Source organism: Veillonella sp. 27098_8_77 (assembly GCF_041431535.1).
In the GTDB taxonomy this organism is placed as follows: Bacteria; Bacillota; Negativicutes; order Veillonellales; family Veillonellaceae; genus Veillonella.
Genome location: NZ_JAPVXW010000001.1, coordinates 236353 through 255170, shown reverse-complemented (window position 1 = coordinate 255170; position 18818 = coordinate 236353). Strand labels below are relative to the sequence as shown.

19 protein-coding genes and 1 riboswitch are annotated in these 18818 nt (G+C 34.8%); of the genes, 12 read left to right on the top strand and 7 right to left on the bottom strand.

Translation table 11 applies throughout. The features are described from left to right. Nucleotides 1-4: 4 nt before the first annotated feature. The 7 genes from recN (at nucleotide 5) to O3617_RS01150 (ending at nucleotide 7250) form a co-directional block, all read left to right on the top strand. Nucleotides 5-1669 (top strand): DNA repair protein RecN, encoded by a 1665-nt coding sequence (gene recN, locus O3617_RS01180; protein ID WP_371448165.1) that lies wholly within the window; start codon nucleotides 5-7, stop codon nucleotides 1667-1669. Nucleotides 1670-1710: 41 nt separating this feature from the next. Further along, a riboswitch (Lysine riboswitch) is annotated at nucleotides 1711-1884 on the top strand. A 78-nt stretch (nucleotides 1885-1962) separates the two neighbouring features. Next, complete coding sequence (gene dapB / locus O3617_RS01175; RefSeq protein WP_371448164.1) at nucleotides 1963-2760, top strand: 4-hydroxy-tetrahydrodipicolinate reductase; 798 nt, start codon at nucleotides 1963-1965, stop codon at nucleotides 2758-2760. 36 nt (nucleotides 2761-2796) lie between these two features. Then, nucleotides 2797-3828, top strand: a complete 1032-nt coding sequence (locus O3617_RS01170) for an aspartate-semialdehyde dehydrogenase (protein WP_371448162.1) — start codon at nucleotides 2797-2799, stop codon at nucleotides 3826-3828. Nucleotides 3829-3851: 23 nt separating this feature from the next. Continuing rightward, nucleotides 3852-4739, top strand: coding sequence for a 4-hydroxy-tetrahydrodipicolinate synthase (gene dapA, locus O3617_RS01165; protein WP_371448161.1), 888 nt, complete (start codon nucleotides 3852-3854; stop codon nucleotides 4737-4739). Nucleotides 4740-4997: 258 nt separating this feature from the next. Further along, the gene (gene panD, locus O3617_RS01160) at nucleotides 4998-5390 is read left to right on the top strand and encodes an aspartate 1-decarboxylase (RefSeq protein WP_371448159.1); all 393 of its coding nucleotides are present in this window, start codon (nucleotides 4998-5000) and stop codon (nucleotides 5388-5390) included. A 69-nt stretch (nucleotides 5391-5459) separates the two neighbouring features. After that, nucleotides 5460-6302 carry a pantoate--beta-alanine ligase gene (panC, locus tag O3617_RS01155; RefSeq protein ID WP_371448158.1) on the top strand — a complete coding sequence of 281 codons (843 nt, stop codon included), beginning with the start codon at nucleotides 5460-5462 and terminating at the stop codon, nucleotides 6300-6302. 12 nt (nucleotides 6303-6314) lie between these two features. After that, the gene (locus O3617_RS01150; RefSeq protein ID WP_371448157.1) at nucleotides 6315-7250 is read left to right on the top strand and encodes a bile acid:sodium symporter family protein; all 936 of its coding nucleotides are present in this window, start codon (nucleotides 6315-6317) and stop codon (nucleotides 7248-7250) included. A 33-nt stretch (nucleotides 7251-7283) separates the two neighbouring features. Here the strand turns inward: O3617_RS01150 and lexA are convergent, their stop codons facing one another. Then, nucleotides 7284-7961 (bottom strand): transcriptional repressor LexA, encoded by a 678-nt coding sequence (lexA, locus tag O3617_RS01145; protein ID WP_371448155.1) that lies wholly within the window; start codon nucleotides 7959-7961, stop codon nucleotides 7284-7286. 212 nt (nucleotides 7962-8173) lie between these two features. Here lexA and O3617_RS01140 point away from each other — a divergent pair, with 212 nt between their 5' ends. Next, entirely contained in the window at nucleotides 8174-8476 is a 303-nt protein-coding gene (locus O3617_RS01140; RefSeq protein WP_371448154.1) for a LysM peptidoglycan-binding domain-containing protein, read from the top strand. Nucleotides 8477-8551: 75 nt separating this feature from the next. Here O3617_RS01140 and O3617_RS01135 read toward each other — a convergent pair whose 3' ends face one another. Then, nucleotides 8552-9562: a site-specific integrase gene (locus O3617_RS01135; protein ID WP_371448153.1), complete on the bottom strand. Its 1011-nt coding sequence runs from the start codon at nucleotides 9560-9562 to the stop codon at nucleotides 8552-8554. A 112-nt stretch (nucleotides 9563-9674) separates the two neighbouring features. Between O3617_RS01135 and O3617_RS01130 the strand changes: the two genes are divergently transcribed. Together O3617_RS01130 and O3617_RS01125 are read left to right on the top strand one after the other, a co-directional pair. Beyond that, nucleotides 9675-11033 (top strand): VanW family protein, encoded by a 1359-nt coding sequence (locus tag O3617_RS01130; RefSeq protein ID WP_371448152.1) that lies wholly within the window; start codon nucleotides 9675-9677, stop codon nucleotides 11031-11033. A gap of 157 nt (nucleotides 11034-11190) precedes the next feature. Then, complete coding sequence (locus O3617_RS01125) at nucleotides 11191-11805, top strand: phosphatase PAP2 family protein (protein WP_371448151.1); 615 nt, start codon at nucleotides 11191-11193, stop codon at nucleotides 11803-11805. A 170-nt stretch (nucleotides 11806-11975) separates the two neighbouring features. Here the strand turns inward: O3617_RS01125 and O3617_RS01120 are convergent, their stop codons facing one another. Continuing rightward, nucleotides 11976-13277, bottom strand: coding sequence for a WG repeat-containing protein (locus tag O3617_RS01120; RefSeq protein WP_371448288.1), 1302 nt, complete (start codon nucleotides 13275-13277; stop codon nucleotides 11976-11978). Between the two features lie 222 nt (nucleotides 13278-13499). Here O3617_RS01120 and O3617_RS01115 point away from each other — a divergent pair, with 222 nt between their 5' ends. Next, complete coding sequence (locus tag O3617_RS01115; RefSeq protein ID WP_005377529.1) at nucleotides 13500-13649, top strand: hypothetical protein; 150 nt, start codon at nucleotides 13500-13502, stop codon at nucleotides 13647-13649. Between the two features lie 90 nt (nucleotides 13650-13739). Here O3617_RS01115 and O3617_RS01110 read toward each other — a convergent pair whose 3' ends face one another. From O3617_RS01110 to O3617_RS01100, 3 genes are all read right to left on the bottom strand, one after another. Further along, nucleotides 13740-14483: a DUF4241 domain-containing protein gene (locus tag O3617_RS01110; protein WP_371448149.1), complete on the bottom strand. Its 744-nt coding sequence runs from the start codon at nucleotides 14481-14483 to the stop codon at nucleotides 13740-13742. 11 nt (nucleotides 14484-14494) lie between these two features. After that, nucleotides 14495-15409, bottom strand: a complete 915-nt coding sequence (locus O3617_RS01105) for an HAD family hydrolase (protein ID WP_371448147.1) — start codon at nucleotides 15407-15409, stop codon at nucleotides 14495-14497. 149 nt (nucleotides 15410-15558) lie between these two features. Then, the gene (locus tag O3617_RS01100; RefSeq protein ID WP_371448146.1) at nucleotides 15559-16497 is read right to left on the bottom strand and encodes a DUF1848 domain-containing protein; all 939 of its coding nucleotides are present in this window, start codon (nucleotides 16495-16497) and stop codon (nucleotides 15559-15561) included. A gap of 148 nt (nucleotides 16498-16645) precedes the next feature. Between O3617_RS01100 and O3617_RS01095 the strand changes: the two genes are divergently transcribed. After that, nucleotides 16646-17395, top strand: a complete 750-nt coding sequence (locus O3617_RS01095) for a class I SAM-dependent methyltransferase (RefSeq protein WP_009661072.1) — start codon at nucleotides 16646-16648, stop codon at nucleotides 17393-17395. An 82-nt stretch (nucleotides 17396-17477) separates the two neighbouring features. Here the strand turns inward: O3617_RS01095 and O3617_RS01090 are convergent, their stop codons facing one another. Next, a complete protein-coding gene (locus O3617_RS01090) occupies nucleotides 17478-18761 on the bottom strand; it encodes an amidohydrolase (RefSeq protein WP_371448144.1) in 1284 nt (427 codons plus the stop codon). Nucleotides 18762-18818 lie beyond the last annotated feature (57 nt).

Sequence of the window (18818 nt, the reverse complement as noted above, 5' to 3'; positions counted from 1 at the left end):
TTATATGTTAACGCAAATGAGCATTCGCAACTTTGCGTTGATTGAGCAAATGAATATTTCATTTAAAGATGGCATAACTATCTTTACCGGCGAAACTGGGGCAGGTAAATCCATATTAATGGATGCTTTCAGTATTCTATTAGGAGAACGCGCTAGCAGCGAGTTTATTCGTCATGGTAAAGATAGTTTTGTTATAGATGGCATATTCGATATTGCCGATCACCAAAGTTTATTAGATTTATTACAATCAAAAAATATATTGGCAGAGGACAATCAACTAATTCTATCTAGGTCCTTTAATACATCTGGTAAATCTATCATATTGGCAAATGATCAACCCATTCCTCTAAAGGCGCTTAAAGAGATTGGTCTATTATTAGCGGATATTCATGGTCAATACAGTAATCAAAAATTATTAAATCCTGATTCACATCATGAGTATTTAGATGGTTATAACCAAGCTGGTAGTAAGGCTTATAAAGAATATAAAGCAGCCTATAAAGAATATAAAGCAGCCAAGCAAGCGCTAGATAATTTATCTGAACACATGGCTGAACGAGCCCGTGAACTTGATATGCTTCGTTTTCAAATCGATGAAATAGAAGAGGCAGGACTACAAATAGGCGAGGATGAAGCTATTGCGGAAGAACTGAAACGTTTAGATAGCTTCGATCACATCGATAAGGTACTTGGTTCATGCTATGATGCTTTTTATGGAGGCAGGCATCCATTATTAGACACGGTTAATGCTATCAAGGTAGAAGTAAATGATCTAGTAAAATATGATGATGAGGTTAAAGAAATCTCTGAACTCGTTAATTCCGCATACTTTCAATTAGAAGAAGCTGCTCAATCTCTTGATCGCTACCGAGATTCTATTAGTTATGACGAAGAACGCTATGCTTACTGCCAAGATAGAGACTCTGTAATCTATGGTCTTAAAAAGAAGTACGGCGAAACAGTCCAAGATATATTAAATTATGAAGAAAAGGCACAACAACGCTTAGAGGAATTAGAATCCGAAGTTTGTGAACAAGGTGCTTTAGAACAACAGTTCGTGGAAAAAGAAAGAGTTGCAAAAATAGCTTTAGCAACATTAGTTGCTATACGTCGTGAAAATGCAGATGTCATTGCTAAACAACTACGAGCAGAAATTGTTGATTTAGGTATGGAAAAAGGGGATATTCGTTTTTTCATAGATGAAAGTGAAGAACTCTTACCATTAGGCGCTAAATCAATTGAATTATTATTTACCGCTAATAAAGGGGAACAGTTGCTACCATTACATAAAGTTGCATCTGGTGGTGAATTAGCTCGTATTGCACTGGCACTAAAATCCGTATTCCGTACAGACAATCACAAAACACTTGTATTCGATGAAATCGATGTCGGTATAAGTGGAGATATAGCATTGAAGGTAGCTGAAAAAATCTTAGCTCTCTCCAAGACAAATCAAGTATTTTGTATTACTCATTTACCACAAACAGCAAGTATTGCAAAACAGCATTATCATTTATCTAAACAAGAACAAGAAGGCCGTACTATTTCAACATTATCTGAATTAAGCAAGGAAGAACGGCTTTCACAAATCGCATCCATGATGTCCGGCAAGGGAATGTCTCATACAGCACTTGCTGCTGCGCAAGAACTTATTGACCATTTTCATTGACTAAATACGCATAATTACTTATACTTATTATATTAACTCAATAATAAGGTAGAGGCGCGGGTATAAATAGTCATCATGAGGAGCCGGCAAACATTGATTCATGATAAAAGGTGTACTTGCCGAAGTGGGATGACAGCCAAATCATCGTGCTGGTTGTCTATTTAATAGGTAGACGACTGTCACCAATATTACATTGGTGGAGTGCTATCATAATTCTTGTTTAATGAACGATGTGTCATATATCGTATATATTAAGCCAGTGGATGCCTCCACTGGCTTTTTTGGAGGTAAATATGATTAGAGTAATGGTAAACGGTGCAGGCGGCAAAATGGGCCGCGAAGTCGTAAAAGCAGTACATGCAGATTCTGAATTGACAATAGTAGGTGGCATCGATCCATCTAAAGCAGGTCAAGATGTGGGCACTGTAGCAGGAATTGAACCATTACATATCACAATGGCTGAAACTATTGACGAAGTATTAGGCGATAATAAACCTGACGTTATCGTTGATTTCACAAATCCTGCTGTTATTTTCGAAAATGCTAAAAAAATTCTTAGTGCTGGCGTGCATATTGTAATAGGCACAACAGGCCTAACTGAAGAACAACGAAACGAATTGAATGAAATCGGTTTACAACATAATGCCAATTGTTTGGTAGCACCTAATTTCTCATTAGGCGCTGTTATGATGATGAAAGTGGCTGCTGAATTAGCGCCATATTTCCCTGATGTAGAAATTATTGAATTGCATCACAACCATAAATATGATGCTCCATCTGGTACATCTATTTTGACGGCTAAATTAATCAATGATGCAAAAGAGGCTGCTAATGTGACAGGCTCTAAAGATTTAACACGTGAAAGTTTACCAGGTGCACGTGGTGCAAAAGTCGACAATGTAACTATCCATAGTGTTCGTCTTCCTGGTTATGTAGCACACCAACAAGTATTATTTGGCGGCTATGATGAAACATTGACAATTCGTCATGATAGCTTAAGCCGTTTATCCTTCATGCCTGGTGTCGTTCTAGCATGTAAGAAAATTGCCTCTAAACCAGGTTTAACATATGGCTTAGAACATTATTTATAATACTGAACTACAATTGATTAATTGAGGAGATACACAATGAAAAAACCTAATCTTGCAATTCTTGGTGCTACTGGTGCAGTAGGGGCAGAATTCATTACACTTATTGAAGAGCGTAATTTTCCTTATGAAAATTTAAAACTATTGGCTTCTGCTCGTTCTGCTGGTACTGAACTTACAGTTAACGGGAAAACCTATGTGGTCGAAGAAGCAAAACCTGAATCCTTTGATGGCATCGATATCGCTTTATTTGCAGGTGGCTCTATTTCTAAAACATTAGCGCCAGAAGCAGCTAAACGCGGTGCTATTGTTATTGATAACTCCAGTGCATTCCGTATGGATCCGGAAGTACCACTCGTTGTGCCTGAAGTTAACCCTGAAGATATTTTGAAACATAAGGGTATCATTGCCAATCCAAACTGTTCTACAATCATCATGAGCCTTGGCTTAAAACCATTGCATGATATTTCTCCAATTAAACGCATTGTAGTATCTACATACCAAGCTGTATCTGGTGCTGGTAAAGAAGGTATTGAAGAACTTCAAAACCAAGTAAAAGAATATGCTGAAGGTAAAGAAATGACAGCAAATTTATTGCCAACAGGTTCTGCACCTAAACATTTCCCAATTGCTTTCAATTTGTTACCACAAATTGATGTATTCTTAGAAAACGATTATACTAAAGAAGAGATGAAGATGGTAAATGAAACACACAAAATTCTTCATGATGACACGATTCAAGTAGTGCCAACAACTGTTCGTGTACCAGTATATCGCTCTCATTCTGAATCTGTACTAGTAGAAACAGAAGAACCAGTATCTGTGGAAGCATTCCGCAAGGCTTGTGCCGCATTTCCAGGATTAATAGTAAAAGATAATCCAGCAGAACAAGAATATCCTATGCCACTATATACATCTAATCAAAATGACTGTGAAATCGGTCGTATCCGTAAAGATTTATACAATGATAAAGGCATGAATTTCTGGATTGTAGGTGACCAAATCCGTAAGGGTGCTGCATTAAATGCATTGCAAATTGCAGAATACTTGGTAGAAAAGGAAGCGTTTTAATATCTATCAAGGGGGAGAAACATATGAAAACCTTTGGTCGTGTATTAACGGCTATGATTACATCATTTAATGGTGATGGATCAGTCAACATTGAAAATACCGTAGCCATTGCAGAACATCTATTGAATCATGGGTCTGATGGCTTAGTTGTTAGTGGTACCACAGGTGAAAATCCTACTATGTCCCGTGAAAGCAAGATTGCTTTATTTAAAGCCGTTGCTGAATCCTGCGGAGATAAAGGTACCATCATAGCTAACGTAGGTTCCAATGATACAAAAGGTTCTGTAGACCTTGTAAAAGAAGTATCTGCGATTCCTGGTATTGATGGATTATTAGTTGTTGTACCGTATTACAATAAACCTAATCAACAAGGTCAATATTTACATTTTAAATCCATTGCTGAGGCTACAACGTTGCCAATCATGGTATACAATGTCCCTGGTCGTGTAGGAACTGGAATATTTCCAGCTACATTAGCTCGTCTCCATAAAGAATATCCACATATTTGTGCCATTAAAGAGGCTAGTGGTAATTTGATGATTGCTTCTGAAATCAAGCGTTTAATGCCTGGTGATGATTTCATGGTATATAGCGGAGATGATGGTCTTACATTACCAATTCTTTCCGTTGGCGGCACCGGTGTTATTTCTGTAGTATCACATGTGGCAGGACAAGATATGAATGATATGATTGCTGCTTTTGAAGAAGGAAATAATAAAAAAGCAACCCAATTACATCAAAAATTAGCTGACATTTCTAAGGCTATGTTCATTACAACAAATCCAATTCCAGTTAAATATGCAGCTCGTAAATTGGGTTTACCAGCGGGTATATTCAATTTACCTATGTGTGAACCTTCTCAAGAAGAAGCCGCATACATTGATAAGGCATTAGCTGAATATCAAAAATAATTTATGCGTATAAAAACCAGTAACTACAATATGTAGCTACTGGTTTTTTACATTTATAATATAATATGATAAATATTTAACCTGACAACTATAAATATATTTTATATGTATAAACAGTGTATTATGATATAATCTCACATGGAGATAGTATTTATTTTAACTATACTCTAGTCTACTGTTAATTCATGATAAACACACAAATTGTGAACGTTAGAACCGACCATATGGCGGTTACATTTAAAACACAAGGAGTTTAACATGGAACTAACAATGTTAAAAAGTAAAATTCACAGAGCAACTGTGACACAAGCTGAACTTGATTATGTAGGGAGCATTACTATTGATACAGATCTTTTGAATGCATCTGGCATACGAGAATATGAGCAAGTTCAAATTGTAAATGTTAATAATGGAGCACGATTTAATACATACACGATTGCTGGAGATTCTGGTAGTGGTGTTATCTGTTTAAATGGAGCTGCTGCACGTCATGTACAAGTTAATGATAAAATAATTATCATGTGCTATGCAGCATATAACGAAACTGAAGTTGAGAGCCATAAGCCTCTCGTTGTATTTGTAGATGAAAAGAACAAGATAAGTCATATAAAAAACTATGAAAAACATGGTTTATTAGTTGATCAAAAATAATTGTCATTGATCGAATTACAGTAGACTGTATAGGACTATCTTCATATTTACAAAAACGGAGGAATTCTTATGGAAGTTTTAACTACAATAAAAACAGTACGAAATATAATAGACACTTGGAAAAAACAAGGGTATTCAATTGGATTTGTTCCTACCATGGGATATTTACATGATGGTCATGCTGCATTAATTGATGAAGCGAGAAAAAATAATGATAAAGTTGTAGTATCTATATTTGTCAACCCAACTCAGTTTGGTGAAAATGAAGACCTAAGTTCATATCCACGTGATCTAAATAGAGATACAGCACTATGTGAATCGCATGGCGTTGATATAATATTTACGCCTAGTCCAGATGAAATGTATCATGATAAAAAAGCCTTTGTAAATATTATCGAATTATCTGATACATTGTGTGGTGTTCGTAGACCAATACACTTTCAAGGGGTTTGTACCGTAGTAGCGAAACTCTTTAATATAATTCAACCTACCAATGCTTACTTTGGTGAAAAGGATGCACAACAATTAGCTATTATTCGTAAAATGGTTTTTGATTTAAATTTCCCAGTCAATATAATTGGAGTTCCAATTGTTCGTGAATCAGATGGGTTAGCAAAATCTTCTCGCAATACATATTTATCTAAAGAAGAGAGAAAAGCAGCTACAATATTATATAAAGCTATTCAAGCAGGAAAACAATCTATAAAACGTGGAGTCTCTGCTGATAGTATTATTGATACTATGACGAATATAGTTGCTACAGAGCCATTAGCAAAAATTGATTATATTTCAGTTGTTGATGCTATCACAATGCAACCAGTTCACGAGATTACATCTCCAGTATTGGTTGCAATGGCTGTATATATTGGATCTACACGCCTTATAGATAACTTCTCTTTTGATGCAAATTAGAGAGGAGAAGTTATGAACTATTTACAAACACTAACTCATTTAATTTCCAAGTACTTAATGATTCTTATCATAGGCTTTTCATGTTTGGCCTATATTTTGCCCGAATATTTTACATGGGCTATTGCTTATACACCTTTTCTACTGGGAATCGCTATGTTTGGTATGGGTCTCACTATTAAGTTTGAAAATCTATGTAATATTTTTAGATATCCAAAAGATATTTGCATTGGTGTTCTTGCACAATATACAATTATGCCTTTGTTAGCATGGGGAATTTGCCATGTATTTACCTTACCTCCAGATATTGCAATTGGGGTTATATTAGTTGGCTGTTGTCCTGGAGGAACAGCTAGTAATGTTATTACCTATATCGCTAAAGGTGATGTACCTCTATCAGTAGGAATGACAATTACATCGACATTAATAGCTCCCATTGTAACACCATTATTAATATTATATATTGGCGGTGCTTGGGTAGATGTTGCATTGCTACCAATGATGATTACAATGGTGAAAGTCATCATTGTACCAATCTTATTAGGTGGTGTTATTCAATATATTTGTAAATCACATATTAATACATTAACCAGTATAAGCCCTATATTTTCAATGATTGCTATTATCTTATTAATAGCAGCTATTATAGCAGTTAATAGGGATAAACTATTAATTTCTGGTTTACTAACACTTATTGTGGTTGGTATACATAATATATTAGGATTACTATTAGGTTTAAGTGTAGGAAAAATTCTTAAATTAAAATACGATAAAACCACTGCATTAGCAATAGAAGTAGGTATGCAAAATAGTGGGTTAGCCGTTACATTAGCAGCAACTAATTTCGCTTTAAATCCGCTTGCAACTCTTGTGGGTGCTATTTTTAGTGTATGGCATAACATATCAGGTGCCATATTTGCTAGTATACGTAGAGACAAAATTTCAATATAACAAAAAACCGGCAACATACGTTGCCGGTTTTTGTTATATTCTATCTCGTACTAACCCAATCACAAGGCCTTCTATATGACAATCATCAACGATGATAGAATCAAAGTTATCATTTTCAGGTTGTAAACGAATATGACCATTTTCCTTATAAAAACGTTTTACAGTAGCTTCATCATCGATGCGAGCCACTACAACATCGCCATTATTAGCTGTATTTTGATGGCGTACAATTAACATATCACCTTCATACATACCAATATTCATCATCGACTCGCCTTGAACACGAAGCATAAAGCAATCAGAATCACCTGTAAGTTGAACTGGTAATGTCAAAGTAGCCTCCAAATTTTCAACTGCTGTAATTGGTGTACCCGCTTGTACAGTACCAATGAGGGGAACTTGTTTTAATCCAGCACCAAGGAATTCAAAATTATCAGAGCTAGTGGTTTCATTATTCTCTTTTGATACAGAAACCTTCGGTTTTCCTTCATCTAAAATCGTAATGGCACGATTTTTATTAGGATCGCGTTTAATATACCCAAATTTTTCTAACGTATTTAAATGTGATTGAACAGTGGACGTAGAACTAAGACCTACATACGCACAAATTTCTCGAACAGTAGGGCAACGATATTCATTATGTAAAGAATCTCGAATAAACTCTAATATACGACGTTGTTTTGTATTAATATCAGTAGCTGGGCGTCTCACAGGAACCTCCATATATGTACTAAAAATGGGATATGTAAAAGTATATACTATAATTATTTTCTTTATATCCCTATTATAAAGGTATTTTTACACTTTTGCAAACATTTGTTCTCAAAATGCTTGACCGAACATTCGTTTGTATGCTATTATCATATTGTAAACAAACAAACGTTCTGAATTTTATGTTCGATATATTAAAGAGGTAATGTATTATGAAACACATTATGATTATGCTTGGTATCTGTTTTGCAATGGTTATAGGTTATCAACAAACAACTCCTGCTATGGAATCACACAGTGTTCAAGAGGTTACCGTAAAATCTGGGGATACCTTGTGGGATATTGCATCACGTTCAACTTCATCTAATGTAGATGTTCGTGAGGTAGTACATACAGTAAAGGAATTAAATAATATTTCTGATTCTGGGAATTTAACACCAGGAACAAAAATAAAGGTTCCTGTATATAAAACTGATAGTCCAACACGAGCTATGGACTATATAGCTCAAAATTAAATATATACGAAATGGCTAGTATAGATGTTCTTCAATGAGAAAATCATCTATACTAGCCATTTCCATTATACGATATTATTTTAATCTTTTTTCGAAAATTGTTGAAATAGGATTATCAACAAACTTATTCGCCTCATTAATATAGCGGCGTACCATATTTACACTATGATGGCGTGTTTGACGCATGATATTACGTTCTTCAACACCATAGGCCGCCGCAGTTGTAGCAAAACCATGACGCAAGCTATGAGCGCCGTACATGGCAGGATCAAGACCAATAAGAGAAATATATTTTTTTACAATCTCTGCAATGGACTTATCAGAAATTGCCGTTTTCCGTAATGACATTGATTTAGTAAAGCCTCGAAATACAGGTCCAGATGTAATGCCACTGGCAGTTAACCATTTTTTTAAAGCTCGTACGGCATCCAATGAAGAGCCTTGTAGACTTGGAATTGCTACAATAGCACCTTGGCCTTCTTGGTCAGCCTTAGATGAAGCGACAAATATCTCAAGGCCTTGTGGAGAAAACTTTAAATTCTCTACAGTTAAGGCTGCAATTTCACTGCGTCTAAAAGCACCCATAAATCCAATGAGCAAAATTGCTTTATCTCGTAGTTTCTGAATCTTTGGACTATCACTAACATCGATACATTCTAAAATATCTTCAATATCATCCAATAAAATAGGTGTCTTACCTTGTTGAAAGGTTCCCTTTAAACGTCGTATTCCCCGCAGAGCTTGCTTCACTAGAGGGGACATACATGGATTTTCTCTAGAACCAGAAGCATTATAGTTTTCTGATATAGCACTAATTCGACGTGCAATCGTATTGGCCTTTGCATAGTCTGCTAGATCATTAATATAATTAACGATTGTTTCTGGTGTGGCGGGAAAATAGGATACCTTTTGGTAATTACACCAATCAACGAAGTCATCCCAATCTGACTCATAGGCATTTACCGTATTTTCAGCCTTTGAAAGTAAAATACTTTGTTTTGCTTTCATAGATAATTTTGTACTGTTCATTAACGCATCATTATGGCGCAAATAGAAATGTTTTTTCTCTTCTTTAGACTGTGACATATATAATCCTTTTACTAACACTATGCTATTATTGTATCACATAGAAACATGGAATTATGCTATAATTAGATGATTTTGAACGAAATTTCTCGAATTTTATTTGAAAGATATAATGATGAACTTAAAACAATTATTATGTAGTGTATTAATCGGTTCTTGTCTATTTACTAGTGGTTGCAGCTTAATTCCTACGGATGGCACAATTACATATGGCCTGTATTATGAGGATCAAGATATCTCCGGATATTCAAGAGATGCTGTTAGCTCCTTAATTCATACAGAGGCTAGTAATAATAAAACAATTACTATAACAATTCCCAATCAAGGTACGCGACAAGTAAAAGTAAAAGATTTAGGAATTACGCTTGATACAGATAGTACGGAATCTAACATTTTTACCTATGGTTATGAAGATGATTTAAAAACACTCCTTATACATAGAATCACTGCCTTTATCTATAAAGTGCACATAAATCCAGTATATAAATTGGATGAAGTAACTGCAAAAGCATATTTAACAGAACTAGCAAAGCAAATCGATGTATCTGGTCATGATGCGTTATTAACGGTTGAAAATGGTCAAGTCAAGATGACGCCTTCAAAAGAAGGAAAACGCGTTGATATTGATGAGACAATTAAACAATTAAAAACTCAACTAGAAGAAAATGATTTTAACAATATTTCTATAGAATTTACATCTAAGGACACAGTTCGTGTGACAAATGATGATGTAAAACCGTTAACAGCTGTTCTTGGTAGTTATACTACAAATTTTGATGCATCTAATGCCAATAGAACACATAATATTGAATTAGCTTCAACCAAAATTAGTGGTACACTGATCAAACCTGGTGAAGTCTTTTCCTTTAATGATGTTGTTGGTGAACGCACTGCAGAAGCTGGCTATGATGATGCACCAGTTATTGTTGATGGAAAATTAGTACCAGGTATTGGTGGCGGTATTTGCCAAGTTAGCTCTACATTATTTAACACTACATTACTATCTGGTATGAACATCATTGAGCGGACACCTCATTTTGAACCTGTTAGCTATATTCCTGCAGGACGTGATGCAACCGTTGCTTATGGTTATTTAGACTTTCAATTTAGAAATCCATATGCCCATAATATATATGTATTAAGTATTATGAATAATGGCCAACTAACTATATATATCATAGGTGTACCAGAAGACGTACCGAAGTCTGTTTCCATCAGCGTTGGCGACCGCACGGATATTCCTAATCAAACGATTACCAAAATCGACCCTTCTGCCAAAGAGGATAGTACAGAAGAAGGTCATATTGGATTTAGAATTAATACGTATCGTACAATAACATATGGTAATTGGGTCACTACAACAGATGTATTTGAGTCCACATATGATCCAGTAGATACGATTATTACTAAGAAACCTGCAGCACCAGAATCTGCAAAAAAAGACTCACCAAAGAGTAAAACAAAAAGATAAATATTAACATTCTATTAAATATGGCCTAATCTATTGACCGAATGCATAGATTAGGCTATTATTTTAACTTGTAGTAAGGTATTTATACCTAAAAGCGCTAAAATCACACATTTCATTCTCAATAATTATCAATTAAAATCATAAGTTGAGGTTCACTATGGATACAATTTTACAATTTGACCATACAGTCATATTTTATATACAACAACATTTTATTAGTTCATATTTAACACCAATCATGTACTGGTTATCCAAAATAACTAGTGCAGGTGCTTTATGGATCTTAATTTCTATTATATTAATGATTCAAAAGAAATATCGCGTAATTGGCCTTGGAATGTTCATTTCCTTAGTCTTAGTATTCATCATAGGCGACCAAGGGTTAAAACCTCATGTAGCGCGTTTAAGACCGTTTGTGGATTTCCCTGAAGTACCATTGGTAGCACCGCCACCAGCAGCAACGACATATTCATTTCCATCAGGGCATAGTTTTGGATCATTTGCAGCTGCAACAGCATTGTACTTAGGATTAAGTAATATATGTCCAGCAAAGAAATTCTGGGGCGTTATAGCATTAATTGGTGCCTGTGTAGTAGCATTTGCACGCGTATACTTATTTGTACATTATCCAACAGATGTATTAACTGGATTAGTATTAGGTATCATCGTAGGTTGTATTGCATGGAAAATCGCCAAAGCCTTATGGTCTTGGTGGACAGGTCGTAAAAACGAAGTAGAATACGAACCATATACATTTAAACGTAAAAACTAAAAACCCTGAAACTAATGATTGGGCCTGACTTAGGCCCAATTTTTATGTCTTAAATTACTTCCGATAAATTATCGTTATCGGAAGTAATTATATAGAAAAGAAAAACTAGCCTATATTTCTATAAGCTAGTTTATGTATGTTACTCCTAAAAATAACAAGATATGCACTCATTATTTATCATATGACTCTATTGTTTTTATATATTCAGCCAGCTCAGGCTCATCAATAGTAACTTTATCAAATTTAGGTTCAATAATTATATTGCCTTCATAATCCATTAAACCATATTTACCATTAGATTTATATACAAATAAATCTTTATAAAACGATGTTATATCGTCATCATAATTCGGCAGTTGGAATAATCCATATCCTGAGTTAGTATTTATGACATATTTTCTTTGGCCTTTGGTTGCGGTCGTCACTTTGTTTAATACATAATTAGGCTTTGATGTATCTATACTATCATATCCATCATTATATAAAATACCTAAATCCGCATTAAATATTTGAACACCTTTAGAATGTTTCAATACAAAACTACGATCACTTAATCGTTCATAGGAGTCAAATTCAAAAGGAACAACTGTTTTATTTAGTGAATCAATAATACCATACTTACGATTTTTATCAGTAGCTACAAAGTAGTCAAACTTTTTACCTAAATGTTTGATTGATGTATATACTGCAGGAATTACCAACGTATTCTCATTAGTTCTCATTCCATACAATGTATTGCCTTTTTTATCTATTTCTGTAAATAAAACATATTCATTTGATGGTGATCTACTGAAAAACTTCTCGCTAGAAAAGTCACCATATCCAGTACCTTCACCTGTAGTTGATTTCTCATAGTTATTTGTATGTATTAGGTTCAGAGCTTCACTTTCACTTAGTAATATTCCCTCATCTGTTACGTATTTGATTAAACCATCGGCAGTATGTATTTCAAATAAATTTTTCTTATCATTTTTTGACCAGTAAAATTCAATATTATCCCAACCATTTGTTATAGGATTTGTAAGAATTTGAGTACCATTATTTTGGTTGTATAGATACCAATATTCACCTTTCTTTCCCAATATTAAATTTTTATTTATCGTACTATATTGATTTACTACATCATTAATAGCATAGGTTCCATTAGAATTAACTAGTTTAAATCCTCCATTAGTCAATGCCTTGGCCAAATCATAATCAAATTGATATTCATAGCCTGCTGGTAAATAGGCTAATTCAACTAAATTTACATACCGCTTTTGACCATTTTCATAAAATGATCCATATACGTATTTATTATTATATTCGTCTATATACTCTACGTGTAAGTTATTATAAGGACCGAGTATCCAAGTCCCTTTTTCATCGACGATAGTATTACCAGCTGGGGATTCTAATGTAATATATTCTTTTGCAGATGTTATATTACATGCAGCTAAGGCTATAGCTAATCCTAATATAAATTTTTTCATATATCTCTCCATAATATTACACAACACAATAATAATTAATTTCATAATAGCATATTTAACTCTTTTAATTAAATGATTCCTTTATATACGTTTACAAATTATAACTATCTTATAAAAACTTACTATTTTCTAAAACTATATATTGAAATTCTTAGAATTAAGTTGTAAAATAAGCATATAAATTATGTAATTTACTCATATTAACTCTTATGGAGGTATTATATGTGCTGGTGTGATATCGTAAGTAAAGCTAAAATTGGCAGTTTAAAAAATCTAGGAAATGGCATGGAACATTCCTTGCGTTTTCTTGCAGAAATCGTTGTAGGTCTCAGTTGTTTACGTGTAGTTATTAACTGGATTTTTGGCATCTAATAATCAAATAAAAAATTAATACATTAAAGGCGCCTAGCATTGCTAAGCGCCTTATTTTTCTATCCATAGATTTATATACTATTTTTATTACTACTCATTAGAGCTACAACTTATGAATTCAATAATAATTTGGCATATATCTCCGGCTTCATCAAAAGCCCAATATACAGGATATAAACCATCACCAAATCCAGATTGTATCATCGGTACATACAAATCGGTGTTTGGTATTTTAAAGTTAATCCAATCGCCACCTGGACGTTGAAATTTTGGATAAGCGATAGCATTTAATTTAAATAACTCGTCAAAGTAATCATCATAAATATTGCCATTAGGATGTTGTTCATACCAATGACGATCAAATTCTCTATACGCAGTTACAGTTGCTTCATCAACAATGGTGGCCAATCCTGCATCTACAGGAAAACCAATATAACTTCCATCATCTTCTAATTCGCTTAAATCCTCATGACCTTTAAGGGCCAATTCATATTGTACAGGCTTTGTATTCTTAAACAAAACTCTTGTTAATACATAACGATAATAATCTGTATCTAATTCAGCTACTTTAGTTTCTATTGGATATATTCCCGGATCTACGGTACGTATATATGTCTTATTATCAACAGCAGCTAAATGTGTTAATGGATCACACGCAAAAATACGACCTGTTGGTAAAGTTATATATCCCATCGGCAATGTATATAGTTTTTTACCAAATAGTTCATCAGCTTCGAATATGGCATGATAATCAACAGGTGCTTTTAATTTCCCCTCACTGCCGAGATGATTAAATGTGTCTATCCATTCTTTTGATATATCCTGTGTATTCATTATAGAAACTCCTATCTATGTGATTCCGCTTCATGCTTATTACGTACATATTGCTGTTCTAGCGCCTCATAAGCTGCTGTTTTTTGAATGATTTGTTTAACCACAGTATCTAAATCGGATCCATCTGTATAATCTGCCGATGCGTAATAACGAATGCGATGATGTTGCATCATTTTATAAACCTTATCCTTATTCTTGCTATCTGGATCGTATACACCGATTGAATGTCCACCATTGATATTGACAAGGCTCATGCAAGGAATATCTGTATCACTATCACCTATATAAATCATGTTGCGGAATGGTACTCGTTGCTCTTCTGGGCGGATATAATCGTTTACACCGGGATCATTTATATCTAACACGCCCTTTTGTATACGGAATAGGAACTGTGTTTTATTCGTGTAATTGATGGCTTGTGCAGGCCACACGGCTACGCCTTTATCATCAAACATAAATGCGCTGGCATAGATTTTTTTGAAAGCCCCATTTTTTGCCATTTCAGTGCCTTCAATCATCTCTTTTAAACCAGAAGATATGATGTAATGTTCAATGCGTACACCGTGTTCTAAACCATATTCACGAATACGTTCAAACCAAGTGCGAACACCTTCATATAGTTCCACTTGATTGCCATATTCCATAAGCTTTTCTCGAGTTACATAAAAACGGCCCACTGCTTCTTGAATCATCTTGTACATATAAGCCAAGTTATTATCCATATCATTTTTCTTAGCCAGTTGATTAGATTCTTGCCAGAACTGTTTGATTTGCTCTTCATCATAGCCAACAGATTGGATAAAGCCTTGTGCCTGCATATCATCAGGTGTTAAGGTCTTATCAAAATCATAACACATGGCAAGAACTGGCATAGATGATTCTAGTGATTGTAATGAATCTTTACTTTCATTCTTATAGGTGATCATACTCCACCTCCTTGTAATAATAAAACAATAAACAAAAAATAGGCTTTACACCCTCTTATATTCCTGAGATGTCCCTTTGATAAGCCCTTTTGTCTATATTTTACACGATACGTCAACGCTATAGGCGTAAAAGCAGTTTATAATTCTCCTTAAAATAAAGAATCTTGTGTGTAATTTGTATCTACAATCCAGCTTTTTTCCACACTCTCTTTAATAATTGCTGTTTTTGAAAGTGTACCAATAAGCAAGCTAGAGTTCGGATCATGTAATAAGCGATTTTGATGAACTGCAGCCTGATTCCTATTAGCATAACAATAGCGACAAAAATGGCTACAAGTATCATAGGCACCTATATCACCATGTAGATAACAATTACACTCAGGTCTAGCTGGTGTACGTTTAGGAGCTTTTAATTTTACGTTCCAGGCCCGTTCATAACAATCTAGCGTAAGACAGCCCTCCGTATTAACACCTAATTCTTTGAAAACGTTCCCTTCTCCACAGGTTTTAAGTATCATATGATGAGAATGCGCTATAGATACTAATTCTTTAATGATCTTCTTTTGAATATCTAAACTTGGTCTATAACCTTCAGGAAAATTATGAGCTACCTTATCAAATATATCTATGAAACTGACAACTACAGTATCTGTGTATCCTTTTAAAGACTTAGCCATTTTATAAAAGCTTTCAAAATGAAAATCAACTGTATAGTTGTGGGTTAAAATAATAGGATCATAACGCCACACCATGGACTGAGGGTTACATTTTGTAGATATTCGTTTAAATCCGTCTATTACTAAATCCACTTGTGGTACATTAGTCTCTATATCTGCTCCATACGGAGTTATAGTCATATGCCAATACTGTCTATAATCATTTATTTCATGTAAGAGCGGAATGAAAGGCAACGGATTCTTTGTACAAAACGCAATACCATCTACAACCTCATGATTGATAGGATATCGTGTTATATGTATCGGATTATAGGGATTGCGTACATCTACAAATCCTTGGCGGACGCGATTAATTAACCATTGCCCATAAAAGGCAGGAATATCCGTGCGCTGTCCAGTCTGTAAAATCATTATCCTGTCCTTTCATAAAACAAAAATATAGATGTATTATATCATACTCAATATTAATTATTTATGGAGTAAGTGTGATATTTATAGTATGGTACATTCTCATTTTATGGTACTATTAAGTGTATTAAAAATGAGGAGAACTGAAAAAATGAATGATATATTTGAAAAAAATCATCCTATGAAAGATGATAAAAAGTTTATTACATCCTATTGGAGTGACCGTGCTCGTGATTTTGGCTCTTTACGAGCTAAAGAATTAGAAAGCCCTAAACTTAAACTTTGGCGTGATGAGTTAATGAGTCATATTTTTGATTCTGACCGTTCTTTACGTATCTTAGATATTGGTTGTGGTGCAGGTTTTTTCAGTATTATTCTCTCTGAATTGGGTCATACAGTACATGGTATTGACATCACACCTAATATGATTGAAGAGGCAAAGCAATTAGCCCAATCCTTAGATTCTGATGCTACCTTCTCTGTTATGGATGCTGAAAATTTAAGTTTTGATACGAATACATTTGATATCGTTGTAGCTCGTAATGTAACATGGAATTTACCACATCCAGATAAAGCCTATGCTGAATGGTTGCGTGTCATCCGTCCTGGCGGATTAATTTTAAACTATGATGCGGAACATGCACGCAATCATCATAATTTACCACAATCTGTACATCATGCACATGAACATGTGAGTAATGAACTAAAGGAACGTTGTCATACCATTTATCATATGCTCGATATTTCTTCCTTTACACGTCCACAATGGGACATAGAATTGCTCACTAAGATGGGTGCTAGTTCTGTATCTATTGATCCTACTGTAGGTCCTCGTATATACAGCGAAGAGGATGAATTTTATATCCCAGTGCCTATGTTTTTGGTGAAAGCTATTAAATAGAATTCGTATTACGCTAGACAACACAAAACCCACTCTATGAACTATATCATGAGTGGGTTTTCGTTATATGAGGTATATAATTTTAGTTTTTAAAATACTCTTGAGCCTTACCGATTTCGCTACGCAATTTCTCTTCATCGATAGTCAATAGTTCTTTATTTTTCATAAGAACCTTGCCGGCTACAATAACTGTATTCGCATCAGAGCTATTAGCTGAGTATACAAGTGCTGCCACATCATTATATCGAGGCATCCAATGCATACCAGATACATCATACAACACGATATCGGCACGTTGACCTACTGCAATTTTACCGAGGTCATTATAACCAAGAGCTTTGGCCCCTTTTACAGTCCCCATATTCCAAGCCGCTTGTGCAGGAATAGCCTTTGGATCATAGAGACGAGCTTTATGTAAAGTAGCTGCTAAACGAACTTCTTCAAGCATATCCGCATTGTTATTTGATGCAGAACCATCTGTACCAAGACCTACAGTAATCCCTTTTTCTATCATTTCAGGAATAGGCGCAATACCGCTAGCTAATTTCAAGTTAGATTGTGGATTATGAGCTACAGCTACATTATTTTCAGCCATAATAGCCATATCTTCTTCTGTTACATGTACGCAGTGAGCTGCTAATGTAGTATTCCAGAACAAACCTAAATCATGCATATGATCGATTGGTGTCTTGCCAGTCGCTTTTATAACATTCTCCACTTCCCCTTTTGTTTCGGATAAGTGCATATGAATGCCACAATTTAGTTCATGAGATAAAGCAATAACCTTTTCCATATACGCATCTGGACAAGTATATGGCGCATGTGGTCCTAATAGAACCTTGATGCGGTCGTTATCATAACCATGATAGGTATGGAACAAATCTGCATTTTCCACAAGCGCTTGATCAGCTGTAGGAGAAACACCGGCAAGACCACGGGACAATACAGCACGAATACCGGTTTCTTTCACCACGTCAGCTGTTGTATTCATAAAGAAATACATATCGCTAAATGTAGTCGTACCAGAACGTAGCATCTCTGCAATACCTAGTTGTGTCCCCCATTTAACCAGATTGTCATTCAATTTAGCCTCTGTTGGCCAAATCGCTGTTTCAAGCCAATCCATAAGTTCTAAATCATCCGCATAATTACGGAATAATCCCATCGCTATATGCGTATGTGTATTGACGAGACCTGGAGCGGCCAATTGACCTTTACCGTCTAGTGTTTCCTTTGATTGTGCAGATTTTGCTTCTTCTCCGGTTAAGATAGCAGTAATATAACCATTTTCGATTGCAACAGCATGATTTTTTAATGTTCCATTGTCGGTAAGAACATCTACATTGGTAATTAATAAATCTGACATAATGCCTCCTTGTATAGGTATAACCGAGTCTATATAGACTCGGTTAATAAGATGTTC